A 16,147-nucleotide genomic window follows, 5' to 3' on the forward strand; every position below is an offset into this window, starting at 1 on the left:
AAGCTAAAGATACTCTTTAGCTTTCCAAGAATTTTTTTGTTCTATATATTCATAAGATTCTTTTATTATAAATACGATTTCTAACTAGAACTAATTTATCTATAAGTTAAGCGCGGAAAAAATAAATGTTTCTTTGATAAAGTTACTCTAGTTACTATAGCCTATTTAAATAATTGATAGAGGGATAGAATGCTTTAATTAAATTGGAAATTAATATATAATCTTATAATAGAATATAAAATAAGGAGGAATATTGTGGGAAGAAAAGCTTATAATGCAAAAGGAGTATCAGCCTCAGGACCATATTCACATGCAGTTGATGCTGGAGAATTAGTTTTTTTATCAGGACAAACTGCAATGAACTCAGAGTCAAAAACAATAAATAAAGGGAATATAACAGAGCAAACTAAACAATGTTTTGTTAATTTGTTTAAGGTATTAGAAGCGGCTAATCTTACTTCAGATGATGTAGTAAAGGTAAATGTATATTTAACAGATATGAATAATTTCTCTGAAATGAATGAAGTATATAAAATGAATTTTTCTGAGCCATATCCAGCTAGAACATGTATATCTGTTTTAGGATTACCCCTTGGTGCAGATGTGGAAATAGAATTAGTTGCAAAAAGATCATGCAATGAATAGTTAATTATAGGGTTAACAGGCACTAGGTTGCTAATCTAGTGCCTAAGTTATTTTTTAAGTTTTCAATTTCATAGACCAATAGATTTAAGAATAAACCTACGTCTGTTACAATACCTGTAGTTTGACTACTTCCTCTATCACATAGTTTTGTAACTACAGCAGAATTAATATCTACACACATCATTTTAATTCTTGCAGGAAGCATATTTCCACTAGCAATTCCATGAAGCATGGAGCCAAGGACTAATACTATATCTGAAGATTGCAGATACTTATTATAGGCTTCTTGAGCTTCTATCATATCAGTTATGGTATCTGGCAATGGACCATCATCCCTTAAACTCCCTGCCAGGACAAAAGGAGTATGATTTTTTACACATTCATACATTATACCTGAATGTAATGCTTTAGCTTTTACAGTTTCTCTTATAGAGCCGTATTTCATAACTTGATTTATAGCTCTCATATGATTTCTATAGCCATTATTGACTACTTTACCTGATTTTGCACATACTCCTAAAGAAGTGCCAAATAGATTTTTTTCTATATCATGAACTGCAAGGGCATTTCCAGCTAATAAACTGGAAACATAATTTTGTCTAATGAGTTCTGAGAGATAATAATCTCCCCCTGTATGGACTACAACAGGTCCTGCAACTATGGTTAATTTTTTATTATTATAGAATAATTCAGAAGCTAGATCTTTTATAAGAATATTATTTTTTCTTTCTGAAGATATGGAACTATTCATAAAGTTAAAAGAGTTTTCCACTTTTATTTCATTATCATTTACTATCTTAACACCTGAATCCCCGCAAACTATCATATCACCCTTTTTAATATCTCTTAATTTTTTACATGAGGCATCATTTTCATCTATGACTATAAGTGCATCCATTCTTTGTTTTTTTACCTCTATCCATTTATGATTATGATAAACTAAAGTTTTATAATTTGTAGTCGAATAAAAATCGTCAGGGACATGCTTATCTTGTTCAACTTTTTTTAATACTATATTTTTAGATAAATTATTATTTTTTAATTTATTAACTTCCATTTTAAACTCTCCTTTCACTAATTGACAATTTAAATAAATTCTCCTATTGCCTAAACTAAAACTTACTTACTGGATATCTTCGTTGTGTTAGGTCATTTTCCGCAGTCTTACTGCACAAATTCATTTGCTACCTTAATTTGCTCCGCAGGATATAATTCAGTAGTCCTTTAGGGCTCATTATCATTCGCATGAATTTGGCGTTCGTTGCGTTTGACCTACATCAACTCACTTAACGTTCGTTGTGTTAGGTCATAAAAAAACCTTCATCCCAATACTGGGACGAAGGTAATTCGCGGTACCACCCAAATTGATTAAGCAATGAAAACAAAGCCTAATCCCCTTGAAGCCCATAACGTTGGCGAAACGGACAAATTTTATCATTTGCAGCCTAGAGGGTGGGTTCAAAAGAAATAATCTTAGAAGATCTTTCAGTCGGTGGATCTTCCTTCCTTTTAGAATCTTTCTATTTACTAGTCCTCATCATAGCTAAATATTTATTTAAAGACTATTATATGAATTATAAATCTAATTGTCAAGGATTTTTTCAAAAATATTTTTGTCTTCATATCCCATAATATTCTATATCTTATAATTAATGTATGGATATTAAATTGAAAAATTATACAAAGGGTATAAAATCTATAGTATAATACTAAATATATTCTATGAGGAGGTAAAGAAAATGGGATTAATAAAAGCAATTAGTTCTGCCATTGGAGGCTCACTTGCAGATCAATGGTTAGAAGTAATTGAACCTAATGATATGAGTGACAGCACTGTATTTACATCTGGTATAACTGTTAGAAAAGATTCTAGAAGGGGATCCAATAAAAGAGCAACAGAAAATACAGTTTCAAATGGATCAATAATTCATGTATATTCAAATCAACTTATGATTCTAGTAGATGGAGGGAAAATAGTAGATTATACTGCTGAAGAAGGATATTATAAAGTAGATAATTCTTCTTTACCATCTTTATTTAATGGAAGTTTCAAGGATTCTTTAAAAGAATCTTTCCAGCGTGTAAAATACGGTGGAGTTACACCTACTTCTCAAAAAGTATACTATATTAATTTACAAGAGATAAAGGGAATAAAATTTGGGACACCTAATCCTTTAAATTATTTTGATAATTTTTATAATTCAGAGTTATTTCTAAGAACTTTTGGGACTTATTCTATAAAAATAACAGATCCAATACTGTTTTATATGGAAGCAATACCAAGAAATAAGGATAAAGTAGATATAGAAGATATTAATGAGCAATATTTATCAGAGTTTTTAGAAGCGTTACAGTCAGCAATGAATCAAATGTCAGTTGATGGAATCCGTATATCCCACGTTCCTTCAAAAGGTAGGGAGTTAAGCCAATATATGGCAAATATTCTAGATGATGATTGGAAGAGAATGAGAGGAATGGAAATCCAATCTGTAGGTATAGCAAGTATTTCTTATGATGATGAGTCTAAAGAATTAATCAATATGAGAAATAAAGGAGCTATGTTAGGTGAACCAGCTGTGAGAGAAGGATATGTACAGGGATCTATTGCTAGAGGATTGGAAGCGGCTGGTTCAAATGAAGGAGGATCTGCTACTGCTTTTATGGGTATGGGAATAGGAATTCAAGGGGCAGGTGGTTTTATGGGTGCCGCATCGGCATCTAATTACAATCAAATGGCTCAAGGGCAAAGTCAACAAAATCAAGCCCAAAATATGCCGAAAAGTCATTGGTTCTGTACAAATTGCGGTGCAAAAAATTCAGGTAATTTCTGCTCAGAATGTGGAACAAAGAGAGAAACTCCAGCACAATGTTCCAACTGTGGATATAAGCCAACAGGAGAAAATCCAAAGTTTTGTCCAGAGTGTGGAAATAAGTTTTAATAGGATTAAAATTAAATATTCGGCAATTTGAAAAGAGGTGGACTATGGCGACTTATAGTTATAAATGTCCAAGTTGTGGTGCAGGCATACATTTTAAACCTGCATTGCAAAAATTTAAATGTGACTTTTGTTTAAGTGAATATACTGAAGAAGAAATTGAAGATATATATAAAGAAACAGATAAAAGTGAAAATGAAGAAACATATGACAGCCACAAGGAAAATGACAAACTATTATCCTATGAGTGTAATAGTTGTGGTGCAAAAGTAGTCACTGATGATACTACTACTGCTACATTTTGTTATTATTGTCATAATCCAGTTATAATATCAGATAGGCTAACAGGTGACTTTCAGCCAAATAAATTGATACCATTTTCTGTTGATAAAAATAAGGCGAAAAAGATGTTTTTATATTGGGCTGGGAACAAGAAATTTGTTCCTAATGATTTTTATAGTGATTCACAATTGGAAAAGATAACAGGAATATATTTGCCATATTGGTGGGCTGACTGTGAAGTTGATATAGATTATATGGGAGAAGGAAGAACTATTAGAATATGGAGAAGCAGAGATATGGAATTTACGGAAACCAAGAAATATCAAATTGTGAGAAAGGGTCAGATAGATATAAGGAATGTAGGCGAATTGGCATTTGCTAAAATAGATGATAACCTCTTAGATGGAATAGCTCCATATAATGAAGATGAGGCTATAGATTTTTCTATGCCATATCTTTCGGGTTTTTTTGCAGAGCAATACGATATACCAAAAGAAGATATTAGTCCTAAAGTAGAGGATAGAGTTAATAAATATTCAAAATCTTTGATAAATGAAACTATATCTGGATTTAATGGAGTAAATGTTGTCAGAAATAATTCTAAGATAAACTATAAAAATTGGAACTATACCCTTTTGCCTATGTGGATATTGACCTATCTTTACGAGGGAAAGACCTATGTATATGCGGTAAATGGTCAGACAGGTAAAGCTTTTGGAGAACTTCCATTTAGTAAGAAAAAGGCATTTAATGTCTGTATAATAGTTTTTATAGCAACTGTTATTGCTAGTCTAATAGGAGGGATATTGATGTGGCTAATATAGCTAAAAGATTAATGAGTTTAATATTATCTTTAATATTAACCATATTTATTTTTAATCCAGTTACTGTATCGGCTGAAAAATCATTAGTATTTGATGACGCTGTGCTATTTAGCGAAGATGAGAGAATTAAATTAGAAACTGAGGCAAATAGTTTATTTAATGCTTATAATATGGATATAGTTATTGTAACCACTAATGATACTGAAGGGAAAACATCTAGGGAATATGCAGATGACTTTTTTGATTATGGAGGATTTGGAGTAGGAGACAACCATGATGGAATATTATTTTTAATAGATATGGATAATAGGGAGGCTTATATATCTACTTCTGGCATAGGTATTAGATATTTAACAGATAAAAGAATTGAAAAAATACTAGATAATGTATTTGACAGTGGTTTAGGTGATGGAGATTACTATGGGGCTGCCATGGGATTTTTAAAAGGGACTAAGGGTTATCTTGAGTCTGGAATCCCATCAAATCAATATAATAAACCTGAAGAACCTAAAAAGAAATTAATATTTACTGATTTAATAGGAGATAGTATAATGGGAGGGCTATTGATTAGCAGCATATTTTACTTTACCATAAAATCAACATATAAGACAAAATCAAGAAATAAAACTCGAAGAAAAGGGAATTCTTTTGCCTATAAAAAGAATAGTTTTGTAAATTTAACTTTGAATGAAGATAAACTAATAGATACTTTTGTAACACATAGAATCATTCCAAAACCTACTGATAATTCCAATTCTTCCAGCGGAAGAAGTACAACTCATACTTCTTCTAGTGGAAATACTCATGGTGGAGGAGGACGAAAGTTTTAGGAAAAAATAAAGGGACTAATTAGTCCCTTTATCTTAGTATTTATCTTCTGTTTTTAAAACTTAACTGAATCTCATTATATAAACTTTCAGCCGTTTCTTTTATATTTGTCTTTGATAATATGGCAGAAGCTATGGCTGCCCCATCTACACCAGTTTCTATTATAGATCTCACATTAATTTCATTAATTCCACCTATTCCAACAATAGGAATATTAGTATTTTCTTTAATATACTTAAGTTGATCTAAAGTTACCTTTCGAGTATTTGTTTTGGTAACTGTTGGAAATAAAGCGCCTACTCCAATATAATCAGCTCCATCATCTACAGCTTTTTTGGCTTCTTCTAGGTTGGCAGTAGATACACCTAAAATCTTATTTTTACCTATAATTTTTCTTACAATATTAGCTGGTAAATCGGTTTGTCCAACGTGAACACCATCAGCATCTACTGCTAATGCAATATCTACTCTATCATTAATGATTAAAGGAATATTATATTTTTCAGTTAATTTTTTTACTTCAATTGCAAGATTATAAAATTCGAGTGAGTTAGTATTTTTTTCTCTAAGTTGAACAACAGATACTCCACCTAATATTCCTTGTTCTAAGCTTTTTAAAAAATCTCTCCCATTTAAAACATCTCTATCAGTTACTAAATAAAGTTTATAGTTAATATTTTCATAGGATTTCACAGAGATTTCCCCTTTCTTTAATATCATTTTTTGAAAATGTACTTACAGCATCTAGTAAGTAAACTTTAAAGCTTCCTAAGCCTTCAAAGTTTTTTAAACGTTTATTTGCTTTTTCCCCAGCAATACCCATTATCATTATTCCTGAGATAGCTCCATACAAAGGACTTTTCCCAGTCCCACAACAAAGTCCTATTAAAGACGAACTCATACATCCAGTACCAGTTATTTTTGATAATATTTCATGCCCGTTTTTAATATAAAAAACTTTTTTGCCATCAGAGATAATATCTACGGAACCTGTTATTGCCACTATGCAATTTAATTGCTTTGCTAAACTTATAGATATTTCTTTTCCACCATTTAGAGGATTATCTGTAGAGTCTACCCCTTTAGTTAAGCTATTTAGACCGTAAATATTTTTTATTTCTGACATATTACCTCTTAAAACTGATAATTTTACTTCTTTAAGAATTTTTTCTACAGTTTTATTTCTTAAGTTAGTAGCACCTACACCTACTGGATCCAATACTACGGGAATACCTAATTTATTAGCTTTTTTTCCAGCTATTATAAAGGATTCTATAGTTCTTTCATTTAATGTACCAGTATTTAATACTAAGGCAGAAGCTATTGATACCATTTCTTCGACTTCCTTTGGATCATCTGCCATAACTGGACTTCCCCCTAAAGCTAATACAATATTTGCACAATCATTGGCAGTAACATAATTAGTTATATGATGTACAAGGGGAGTTTTTTCTTTTATTTTTTCTAAAATTTTATATATTTCATTATAACAGTTCATATTTTTCACCTATTAAAATTATTTATATAGTTCATAAAAATGGTGGACAGGACCAACTCCTTTACCTATGGGAAAAGAGTTTTCTATAGCAAGAGTTATATATGCTTTGGCTTTTGCTATAGACTCTGTAACAGAAAGACCTTTCCCAAGATTAGAAGCAATTGCAGATGATAATGTACAGCCTGTTCCATGAGTATTTTTTCTATTAATTCTAGGTGAATTATAGTGAGTAAACTTTTGTCCATCATATAGTATATCTAAAGCTTCACCTTCCATATGTCCACCCTTAACTAATACATATCTAGGACCCATTTTATAGATGATTTTAGCAGCTTTTTCAACGTCATTAAGATTCTGTATTTCCAACCCAGTTATAACCTCTGCCTCTGGAATATTAGGTGTGACTACTGTTGTTATAGGAAACAAATGATTTATTAGAGCCTCTTTAGCATCAGGTTGTAAGAGATGAAATCCACTTTTAGATACCATTACAGGGTCAACAACTAAATTATTGATTTTATATTTATTGAGAGTATCAGCTATTGTCTTTATTGTTTCAGTTTTAGAAACCATACCAATTTTTGTCGCATCTACAAATATATCATCAAAAATTACTTCTATTTGTTTTTGAATAATATCAACTGAAATATCTTGTACAGCAAAAACACCTTGAGAATTTTGTGCTGTTACTGCTGTAATAACGCTCATTCCATAAACTCTATGAGCTGAAAATGTTTTTAAATCAGCTTGTATTCCAGCTCCTCCGCAACTATCTGAACCTGCTATAGTTAATAATTTTTTTATTTTATTTCACCTCATTTTTATTAATATAAGTATTTAAAATTCCTGTTTTTGAGATTATCTTCAGTAAAGAATATCCAATAATAGTTCCAGCAAAAGAACTTAGAATAAAAGGACCTACAAAGAAAAACAAGGTAGCTTCTTTTCCTAAAAAATATTTTGCTATTGGATATGAAATTAATGCGCCAATAATACCAGTGCCTAATACTTCACCTGCCATTGCATAAATTGATTTATTGGTTTTTTTATACAGTATACCAGCTAAAAATGCACCAATCATACTACCAGGAAAGGCAAGAAATGAGCCAGTTCCTAATATATTTCTTATTAATGAAATAAGAAATGCCACTGCAACTCCATACCAAGGGCCAAGTAATATAGCCATTATTAAGTTAATTCCATGTTGGACTGGAAAAATCTTTGATATTCCTATAGGGATATAAATAATATGAGCACTAATAACACCAACTCCTGTTAATAAAGATGATAGAGTTAACTTTCGTAAATTCATCATTGTCACCCCCTTAGTGAAAAAATAAAAAAGCACAAATCCCAATGCAGGATTTGTGCTTAATGTACATATAAATAAATTCTATAAGTATTTGTACACTTTCCTACGCTGGTATTATCCAGATCAGGTTAGGGGATAAAAGACTAATAGGGTCTTTTTCTCAGCTGGCCTTTCCAGCACTCCCAGTGACTAACTATTTATTTAATATTTTGATTATATGAAAATAATACCACAAAGATATTTAATAAGCAAATTAAATTCTTAAAACATCTGTTTATTGTTTAAATGTATTTACTAAATATATAAGAGAGAAGAAAAAGGCAAATTCAAACATGATTCTTAAAAGTGTTATTTAATCATGGTTATAAGAATATAGTATCTTAAAATTAAGTGATTAGTACTTAATAAACCTTTTTTAATAATTAAAAAACAATCTTAATATAGTTGGAGAATATAAAATTAAAATTGAAATAATGGTAGCAGTCCAGAATATTATTTTAGTTGTTTTGTTAGAATTTCTTTTTTCAATTAATCTATAGGACCAATATATTAAAGCAGCAGTGGCTATAACAAAAATAGGCTTATATTTTGTAAAACTAGATAAATAAGCGGTACCTATTGTCCCTAGACCTAGGGATGCTAATATTAATCCTCCACTTCAGCAAAAAGCTGCACCAAAAGCTGTAAAAATTGACAATATACTAAGAAATTTTTCTTTCACAAACAAACCTCCCTAGGGTATATTTATTATTTAATATTATCAAATAATAAATAAAACATCAAGCTTAATAATTTTAATCTTTGGATTTTCTTGAAAAAAGACTAAATCATGAATTTAAGATTGTAGTCGGGAAAATATAACTGGAATTTAGAAAAAGCATTGTATTTAATAGAAATATTTCAAAAATAAGTTGAGTCTGATTTCTAAGGGATTACAATATGGTTATATATAAGAGTTGCACTTATTATAAAATAGATATATAAGATATTAGAATAAAATACTATATTAATTAAAAAAATTGAAATTTTTGCATATAATAATTAATATAATCTTTTACTAGGAGGGGAAAATATGCGTGTTTTTTTAGCCATAGAATTTACAGGAGAGATAAAGGAATATTTATATAAAATTCAACAGATAGTAAAAAAACATAGCACTACAGGTAATTTTACTAATAAAGAAAATTTTCACTTGACACTTCGATTTATTGGTGAAGTGAAGGATGATGAATTAAACAAGTTAAAAGAAGTTCTTGATCATATATTATTAAATCAGGAAAGCTTTCAATTAGTCTTTAACCAGCTTGGAGAATTTACTAGGAAAAACAAAAAAATAATTTGGATAGGATTGCAATCCAATAAGGAATTAGATTTACTATATTCCAATTTAGAAGAGAGATTGGAGATTTATGGATATCAAAAGGAAGAAAGAGGATTTGTTCCACATATAACTTTAGGGAGAGAAATAATCCTTACAGAAGAACTCAATAAGATAGAAAAGTTAGCTAAAATTCATAAGGTGGAGATGATTGTAGATAAAGTTTCTATAATGGAAAGTACAAGAAAAGATGGTAAATTGACTTATGTTCCAATTTATGTAAAGCGAATTAATTCAAAGCCTTAGGAAGCATATAAAATATAAATATTTATGGTTTAAAATAATGCTGAAAATTTGGTTAATTGAAATTTTTTCAAAAATTTTTTCAAAATCTTATTGACAGCTATACTTTATCATGCTATATTAGTTCTTAAATATAAAAAGATTGCAATCTAATATTAAAATAAATAATAAAACTAAGATGAAGAGTGAACTATTAAAGTCATCAATTACAGAAAACTGGGGTGGATGAGAGCCAGTATTGATATAATAGGGAACAATCACTTCGGAGTTATATAGCTGAACTAAGTAAGTTATATCGGTGGTAGACCCCGTTAAAAGGTCAGGGTTTAATATTGAACCTAATGAGTTAATTATCGTGAGATAATTATAAGGTAGAGTGGTAACGCTATAATTGGCCTCTACATGTATTAAATATACATGTAGAGGCTTTTTTAATGGAAATTTTAAAGGAGGCGTTTATTTTATATGATTATTAATATAGATGAAGATGGTATTAGGCTAAAATAAAATATTAAAATTACAAGGAGAGTGTTTTAAATGAATAAAAAATTATTAGGAGTATTATCATTTGTTCTTATATTAAGTCTTGTTGCTGGATGTACATCTAAAACTTCAAGTGATCAAACTAGTGGAGATACAATAAAAGTTGGATTAAATTATGAGTTATCAGGTGTTGTTGCAACTTACGGTCAAAATTTAAGTGATGGAGTATTATTGGCTATTGAGCAAATAAATAAAGATGGAGGAGTACTTGGAAAACAAATAGAGCCAATCAAAGTTGATAATAAGTCTGAAGATACAGAAACTGCCAATGTTTCTACTAGGTTAGCTACTAGAGATAAGGTTGTAGTATTACTTGGACCAGCTACATCTGGAAATACAAAAGCTGCTTCACCAGCAGCTATGCAAAATAAAATTCCTCTAATATCCGCTTCAGCTACAGCTGATGATGTTACAGTAGATAGCAATGGGAAAGTTAGAGAATATATATTTAAAACTTGTTTTAGTGATTCTTTTCAAGGAGTTATGATGGCAGAGTTTGCCTTAAAGGATTTAGGATTTAAAAATGCTGCAATTTTAGCTGATAATACTTCTGATTACGCAAAGGGACTTTCAAAAGCGTTTAAAGAAACCTTTACATCTCAAGGCGGAACAATATTAGCAGAAGAAGCTTATCAAGCAAAGGATACAGATTTTAAAGCAGTTTTAACAAATCTTAAGGGATTAAACCCAGAAGTATTATTTGTTCCTGGTTATTATGAAGAAACAGGGTTAATAGTTAGGCAAGCAAGAGAATTAGGATTAAATGTACCAATACTTGGAGGAGATGGATATGAGTCTCCAAAGCTTACTGAAATAGCAGGGAAAGATGTTTTAAATCAGGTGTATTACTCAAGCCACTATTCTCCAATGGACGATGCAGAAGAAGTAGTTAAATTTAAAGAAAATTTCAAAGTGAAATATGGCAAAGATGCAGATGCATTTAATGCTTTAGGATATGATTTAGGTTATTTTCTAAAAGATGCTTTAGAGAGAGCTGGTGAAGCAAATTCAGAGAAATTAAAAGATGCTATTGCAGAAACCAAAGACTTTAAGGGAGTAACGGGAACTATATCCATAGATGAAAACCATAATCCAGTAAAATCTGTAACTATTATAGAAATGAAAGACGGAGTTCCAACATTCTTAAAAAAATTAGATCCAAAATAAGAATAAAGAACAATGTTTTTAAATGGTTGAAAATTTAAAGACATTGTTCTTATATACTTTTATAGAAAGGAAGTTATAAATGAAACAACTATTACAGCAATTAATAAATGGGATATCGCTAGGAAGTATATATGCTCTAATAGCATTAGGTTATACCATGGTATATGGGATAATAAATTTAATTAATTTTGCCCATGGAGATATTTATATGATGGGGGCATATGTGGGATTTGCTTTAACAACCTTTCTAAAATTAGGTTTTCTTCCTTCATTGTTAATCTCTATGTTAGTTTGTAGTATTCTAGGAGTAGTAATAGAAAAAGTAGCATATAAACCTATAAGGAATTCAACAAGGATTGCAGCCCTTATTACTGCAATATCTGTATCTTTATTTTTACAATATATCATGGTATATTTTGTGAAACCAGATACAAGAACGTTTCCAGAAGTCTTAAAGAGTAGAATTCTTACTTTGTTTAACGGCAAAATTATAATAGATATAAAAAATATATACATTATTTTAATAACTATAATATTGATGATGAGTCTTCAATATATAGTTCACAAGACAAAGGTTGGCAAAGCCATGAGAGCGGTTTCTCTTGATAAGGATGCTGCTGAGCTCATGGGGATAGATATAAATAAGACTATATCAATTACGTTTGCTATTGGTTCTGCATTAGCAGGAGCAGCAGGAGTTCTTGTGGGAGTCTATTACAATACTATAAATCCTCTAATGGGGGCAGGCCCTGGATTAAAAGCATTTGTTGCAGCAGTATTAGGAGGAATAGGAATTATTCCTGGTGCAGTATTTGGAGGGTTTTTTCTTGGCATGACTGAAACCCTTGTTTCTGCTTACGGAGGATCAGTATTTAAAGATGCTGTTGCCTTTTCAATACTTATTATAGTCTTATTATTAAAACCTAATGGGCTTTTAGGTAAGACTGTAAAAGAAAAGGTATAGGAGGAAGAAAGATGAAAGAATTAAACAAAAAAAATATTATAACTTTTGGTGTATTAATAACAATTTATTTTTTAGTAAATATTTTAATAAATTTCAATATTATAGATTCTTATTTGCAATTAAATATTTTTCTTATTGGAATTAATATTATCTTGGCTCTTGGCTTAAATTTGATTACTGGATTTACAGGTCAATTTTCATTAGGGCATGCAGCTTTTATGTCAATAGGAGCATATACATCGGCCATACTTACGGCTAAATTAGGGCAACCTTTTATATTAGCTATATTAGCATCGGGATTTGTAGCTGCAATTTCAGGTGTTATTATTGGAATTCCAACTTTGAGATTAAAGGGTGATTATCTTGCCATAGCTACACTTGGATTTGGTGAGATAGTTAGGATTTTAGCATTAAATACTGAATATATAGGTGGAGCTATTGGATTTAATGATATTCCACAATATACAAATTGGACTTGGATTTTTTTTATGACAGTAGCTACAATAATGTTAATAAAACATTTTATTAATTCCTATCATGGAAGAGCATGTATAGCCATAAGAGAAGATGAAATAGCAGCTGAGGCTATGGGTGTTAATACTACTTTTTATAAAGTATTAGCTTTTTCCGTTGGAGCATTTTTTGCAGGAATAGCAGGCTCACTTTATGCTAATTATTTTTACTTCATAAAACCTGATTCTTTTGGCTTTATGAAATCCATTGATATATTAGTAATTGTTGTATTTGGTGGAATGGGAAGTATTGCAGGTTCAATAGTTGGTGCAATCGCTTTATCTGTGATTTCATTATTCCTTCAGAGAATACCAGAACTTAGAATGGTAATTTACTCACTTATTCTATTTTCTATAATGATTTATAGACCAACAGGACTTTTAGGCAAAGAAGAATTTAAGTTATTAAAGAAGGGGGGAATAAAAAATGTCAGTATTGAAAGTAAGTAATCTATCGAAGAATTTTGGTGGTATTAAAGCAGTATCCGATGTGAGTTTAGACATAGAAAGGGGAGAAATCATTGGTCTAATAGGGCCAAATGGTGCTGGAAAGACAACATTTTTTAATTTATTAACGGGAATATATACTCCTACATCAGGAGAAATAGTTTATGATTTAGAGAAAAAAGTAGTTACTAAAGATTTAAAACCCCATAAAATTACTCATTATGGAATCTCTAGAACTTTTCAAAACATAAGACTTTTTCAAAATATGACGGTACTTGATAATGTACTTATTGGGTTTCATAATGGTTTGAAATATGGAGTAGCCTCAGCTTTATTTAAGCTGCCTTCATATTATAAAACTGAAAGAAATACTTATGATGAAGCAATAGAGCTTTTAAGTAAGTTTAATTTATTAGATAAGAAAGATGAATTTGCAAAGAATCTTCCTTATGGAGATCAAAGGAGACTTGAAATTGCAAGAGCTTTAGCTGCAAAACCTAAAATACTTTTATTAGATGAGCCAGCAGCAGGAATGAATCCCAAAGAAACAAAGGAGCTTAATTTTTTAATTAAATGGATAAGAGAAACTTTTGATCTTACGATAATTCTTATAGAGCATGATATGTCTTTGGTGATGAATATTTGTGAAAGAATATTTGTATTTGATTATGGAAATTTAGTTGCAAGTGGAACACCAAAAGAGATACAAAAAAATGAAAGAGTGATTAAGGCCTATCTAGGTGAGGAGGCTGCACAATGCTAGAACTTTCAAATGTAAATGTTTATTACGGAGCTATTCATGCACTTAAAAATATAAGTATAAAAATTGAAGAGGGAGAAATAGTAACGCTTATTGGTGCAAATGGAGCTGGTAAAAGTACAACATTAAAAGCTATATCAGGAATGGAGAAACCTAAAAGTGGAGAAATAAAGCTAAATGGGGAAAATCTAAATGATTTAAATGCCCCAGATATTGTTAAATTAGGTATATCCCATGTTCCAGAAGGAAGAAGAATATTTTCTAAAATGAGTGTAATGGAAAATTTGGAAATGGGAGCTTATATAAGAAATGATAAGGAAGAAATAAAGAAAGATTTTGATAAAGTGTTTTCCTTATTTCCTAGACTTCTGGAAAGAAAAGAGCAAATGGCAGGAACATTATCTGGTGGAGAACAGCAAATGCTTGCAATAGGTCGTGCCTTGATGTCAAGACCAAAATTACTTTTATTAGATGAACCTTCTATGGGGCTTGCTCCTATAATAGTAAAGGAGATATTTTCTATTATAAAAAATATAAATGAAGATGGAACTACAATTTTATTAGTAGAACAAAATGCAAATATGGCACTTAATGCTGCAGATAGAGCTTATATAATCAGAAATGGAGAAATTGAAATAGAAGGCAATGCAAAAAAGCTAGTAGCAGATGAAAGAGTTAAAAAGGCTTATCTTGAAGGATAATTTTATAAAACCTATAGACTAATTATAAGAATTGAGTCTATAGGTTTTTTTATTTTAAAACATTTTTATAAAGGAGTTTCAAAGAAATTTGTCTTAATAATGCGTCGGCAGATAATTTTTTTATTTAGAATTATGAATTCATTTGTATAGTTGAATACTTTTTGGAATTATGCCAATAATATACAGATGTAATCTTAATTTATAGAGGAGGTAAATATGAAGGTAGGAATTCCTAAAGGATTGTTATATTATAAATATCATCCTTTTTTACAGACATTTTTCTCTGAATTGGGAGCAGAAGTAATTGTTTCACCTGATACTAATACTGAAATATTAAATGAGGGTATTAAATATTCAGTAGATGAAGCTTGCCTTCCAGTTAAGGTATTTCATGGACATGTTTCTTCATTGAAGGATAAGGTTGATATTATTATAATTCCTAGAATAATGCAGGTCAGGAAAAGAGAATATATATGTCCAAAGTTTTGTGGACTTCCTGAAATGGTTTTAAATAGTATACCAGATATTCCCCAAACAATTATAGAACCTATTTACGCTATATCAAAGAAAAGGCTATATAGTTGGGCTGAAGAAGCAGGAAGTAAAATAACAGAAGACAGCTCTAGAATAAGAAAAGCATTTAATATAGCTTTAAGTGAGCAGAAAAACCATAAACAAGGTATAAAAGATGAGAATTATAAATTGAGAGTTGCTTTGGCAGGACATCCATATAATATTTATGATAAATTTATCAATATGAATATAATAGAAAAGCTTAATGAGTTAGGAGTAGGTGTTATAACAGAGGAATCTATTGATGACAAATTAATAGATATGGAAGTTAAAAACTTATATAAAAAACCTTTTTGGACATTTGCAAGAAATTCCTATGGTTTTACAGCAAATGTATCTAGAGAAAAGATGGTAGATGGAATTATATATATATCTTCCTTTGCGTGTGGAATAGATTCTGTAGTAGTTGAACTTATTAGGGACAAAATAGGGGATTTTCCTTTTATGATATTGAAGGTAGATGAACATACTGGTGAGGCAGGTCTTGATACAAGAATAGAAGCCTTTGTAGATATGTTGGAAAGGAGTTAATAA

16 protein-coding genes and 1 riboswitch are annotated in these 16,147 nt (G+C 30.3%); of the genes, 11 read left to right on the top strand and 5 right to left on the bottom strand.

Annotation, left to right across the window (positions count from 1 at the left end; genetic code table 11):
* Positions 1–255: 255 nt before the first annotated feature.
* The gene (locus RT714_RS09225) at positions 256–645 is read left to right on the top strand and encodes a Rid family detoxifying hydrolase (RefSeq protein ID WP_313757287.1); all 390 of its coding nucleotides are present in this window, start codon (positions 256–258) and stop codon (positions 643–645) included.
* Between the two features lie 22 nt (positions 646–667).
* Here RT714_RS09225 and RT714_RS09230 read toward each other — a convergent pair whose 3' ends face one another.
* The gene (locus RT714_RS09230; RefSeq protein ID WP_313757288.1) at positions 668–1,702 is read right to left on the bottom strand and encodes a TIGR00300 family protein; all 1,035 of its coding nucleotides are present in this window, start codon (positions 1,700–1,702) and stop codon (positions 668–670) included.
* Between the two features lie 682 nt (positions 1,703–2,384).
* On the opposite strand from RT714_RS09230, the gene RT714_RS09235 reads away from it, so the two are divergent.
* Genes RT714_RS09235 through RT714_RS09245 form a run of 3 tightly spaced genes read left to right on the top strand, consistent with a single transcriptional unit; the run spans position 2,385 to position 5,517 of the window.
* Positions 2,385–3,584 (top strand): SPFH domain-containing protein, encoded by a 1,200-nt coding sequence (locus RT714_RS09235; RefSeq protein WP_313757289.1) that lies wholly within the window; start codon positions 2,385–2,387, stop codon positions 3,582–3,584.
* 44 nt (positions 3,585–3,628) lie between these two features.
* Complete coding sequence (locus RT714_RS09240) at positions 3,629–4,687, top strand: hypothetical protein (protein ID WP_312908578.1); 1,059 nt, start codon at positions 3,629–3,631, stop codon at positions 4,685–4,687.
* Positions 4,675–5,517, top strand: coding sequence for a TPM domain-containing protein (locus tag RT714_RS09245; RefSeq protein ID WP_072977408.1), 843 nt, complete (start codon positions 4,675–4,677; stop codon positions 5,515–5,517). The genes RT714_RS09240 and RT714_RS09245 overlap by 13 nt, the downstream gene beginning before the upstream one ends.
* A gap of 40 nt (positions 5,518–5,557) precedes the next feature.
* Here RT714_RS09245 and thiE read toward each other — a convergent pair whose 3' ends face one another.
* From thiE to thiW, 4 genes are read right to left on the bottom strand one after another with little or no spacing between them, the layout of a single operon-like run.
* Positions 5,558–6,208, bottom strand: coding sequence for a thiamine phosphate synthase (gene thiE / locus RT714_RS09250; RefSeq protein ID WP_313757290.1), 651 nt, complete (start codon positions 6,206–6,208; stop codon positions 5,558–5,560).
* Complete coding sequence (gene thiM, locus RT714_RS09255; RefSeq protein WP_313757291.1) at positions 6,195–7,013, bottom strand: hydroxyethylthiazole kinase; 819 nt, start codon at positions 7,011–7,013, stop codon at positions 6,195–6,197. Before thiM ends, thiE begins: the two co-directional genes overlap by 14 nt.
* Before the next feature lie 18 nt (positions 7,014–7,031).
* Positions 7,032–7,817 carry a bifunctional hydroxymethylpyrimidine kinase/phosphomethylpyrimidine kinase gene (thiD, locus tag RT714_RS09260; protein ID WP_313757414.1) on the bottom strand — a complete coding sequence of 262 codons (786 nt, stop codon included), beginning with the start codon at positions 7,815–7,817 and terminating at the stop codon, positions 7,032–7,034.
* A gap of 1 nt (position 7,818) precedes the next feature.
* Positions 7,819–8,325: an energy coupling factor transporter S component ThiW gene (gene thiW / locus RT714_RS09265; RefSeq protein WP_132984453.1), complete on the bottom strand. Its 507-nt coding sequence runs from the start codon at positions 8,323–8,325 to the stop codon at positions 7,819–7,821.
* A gap of 83 nt (positions 8,326–8,408) precedes the next feature.
* Positions 8,409–8,519, bottom strand: a riboswitch (TPP riboswitch).
* An 878-nt stretch (positions 8,520–9,397) separates the two neighbouring features.
* Here thiW and thpR point away from each other — a divergent pair.
* The 7 genes from thpR (at position 9,398) to RT714_RS09300 (ending at position 16,144) form a co-directional block, all read left to right on the top strand.
* Entirely contained in the window at positions 9,398–9,949 is a 552-nt protein-coding gene (gene thpR, locus RT714_RS09270; protein ID WP_313757292.1) for an RNA 2',3'-cyclic phosphodiesterase, read from the top strand.
* A 534-nt stretch (positions 9,950–10,483) separates the two neighbouring features.
* Entirely contained in the window at positions 10,484–11,656 is a 1,173-nt protein-coding gene (locus tag RT714_RS09275) for an ABC transporter substrate-binding protein (RefSeq protein ID WP_313757293.1), read from the top strand.
* A 79-nt stretch (positions 11,657–11,735) separates the two neighbouring features.
* Positions 11,736–12,620, top strand: coding sequence for a branched-chain amino acid ABC transporter permease (locus RT714_RS09280; protein WP_313757294.1), 885 nt, complete (start codon positions 11,736–11,738; stop codon positions 12,618–12,620).
* 11 nt (positions 12,621–12,631) lie between these two features.
* On the top strand, positions 12,632–13,582 hold the full coding sequence (locus RT714_RS09285; protein WP_313757295.1) for a branched-chain amino acid ABC transporter permease: 951 nt from the start codon (positions 12,632–12,634) through the stop codon (positions 13,580–13,582).
* The gene (locus RT714_RS09290) at positions 13,560–14,342 is read left to right on the top strand and encodes an ABC transporter ATP-binding protein (RefSeq protein ID WP_313757296.1); all 783 of its coding nucleotides are present in this window, start codon (positions 13,560–13,562) and stop codon (positions 14,340–14,342) included. Before RT714_RS09285 ends, RT714_RS09290 begins: the two co-directional genes overlap by 23 nt.
* Positions 14,336–15,040 carry an ABC transporter ATP-binding protein gene (locus tag RT714_RS09295; RefSeq protein WP_313757297.1) on the top strand — a complete coding sequence of 235 codons (705 nt, stop codon included), beginning with the start codon at positions 14,336–14,338 and terminating at the stop codon, positions 15,038–15,040. Before RT714_RS09290 ends, RT714_RS09295 begins: the two co-directional genes overlap by 7 nt.
* 216 nt (positions 15,041–15,256) lie before the next feature.
* Positions 15,257–16,144, top strand: coding sequence for an acyl-CoA dehydratase activase-related protein (locus RT714_RS09300; protein WP_313757298.1), 888 nt, complete (start codon positions 15,257–15,259; stop codon positions 16,142–16,144).
* Positions 16,145–16,147: the final 3 nt, after the last annotated feature.

This window comes from Tissierella sp., assembly GCF_032104385.1.
Lineage (GTDB): Bacteria > Bacillota > Clostridia > Tissierellales > Tissierellaceae > Tissierella.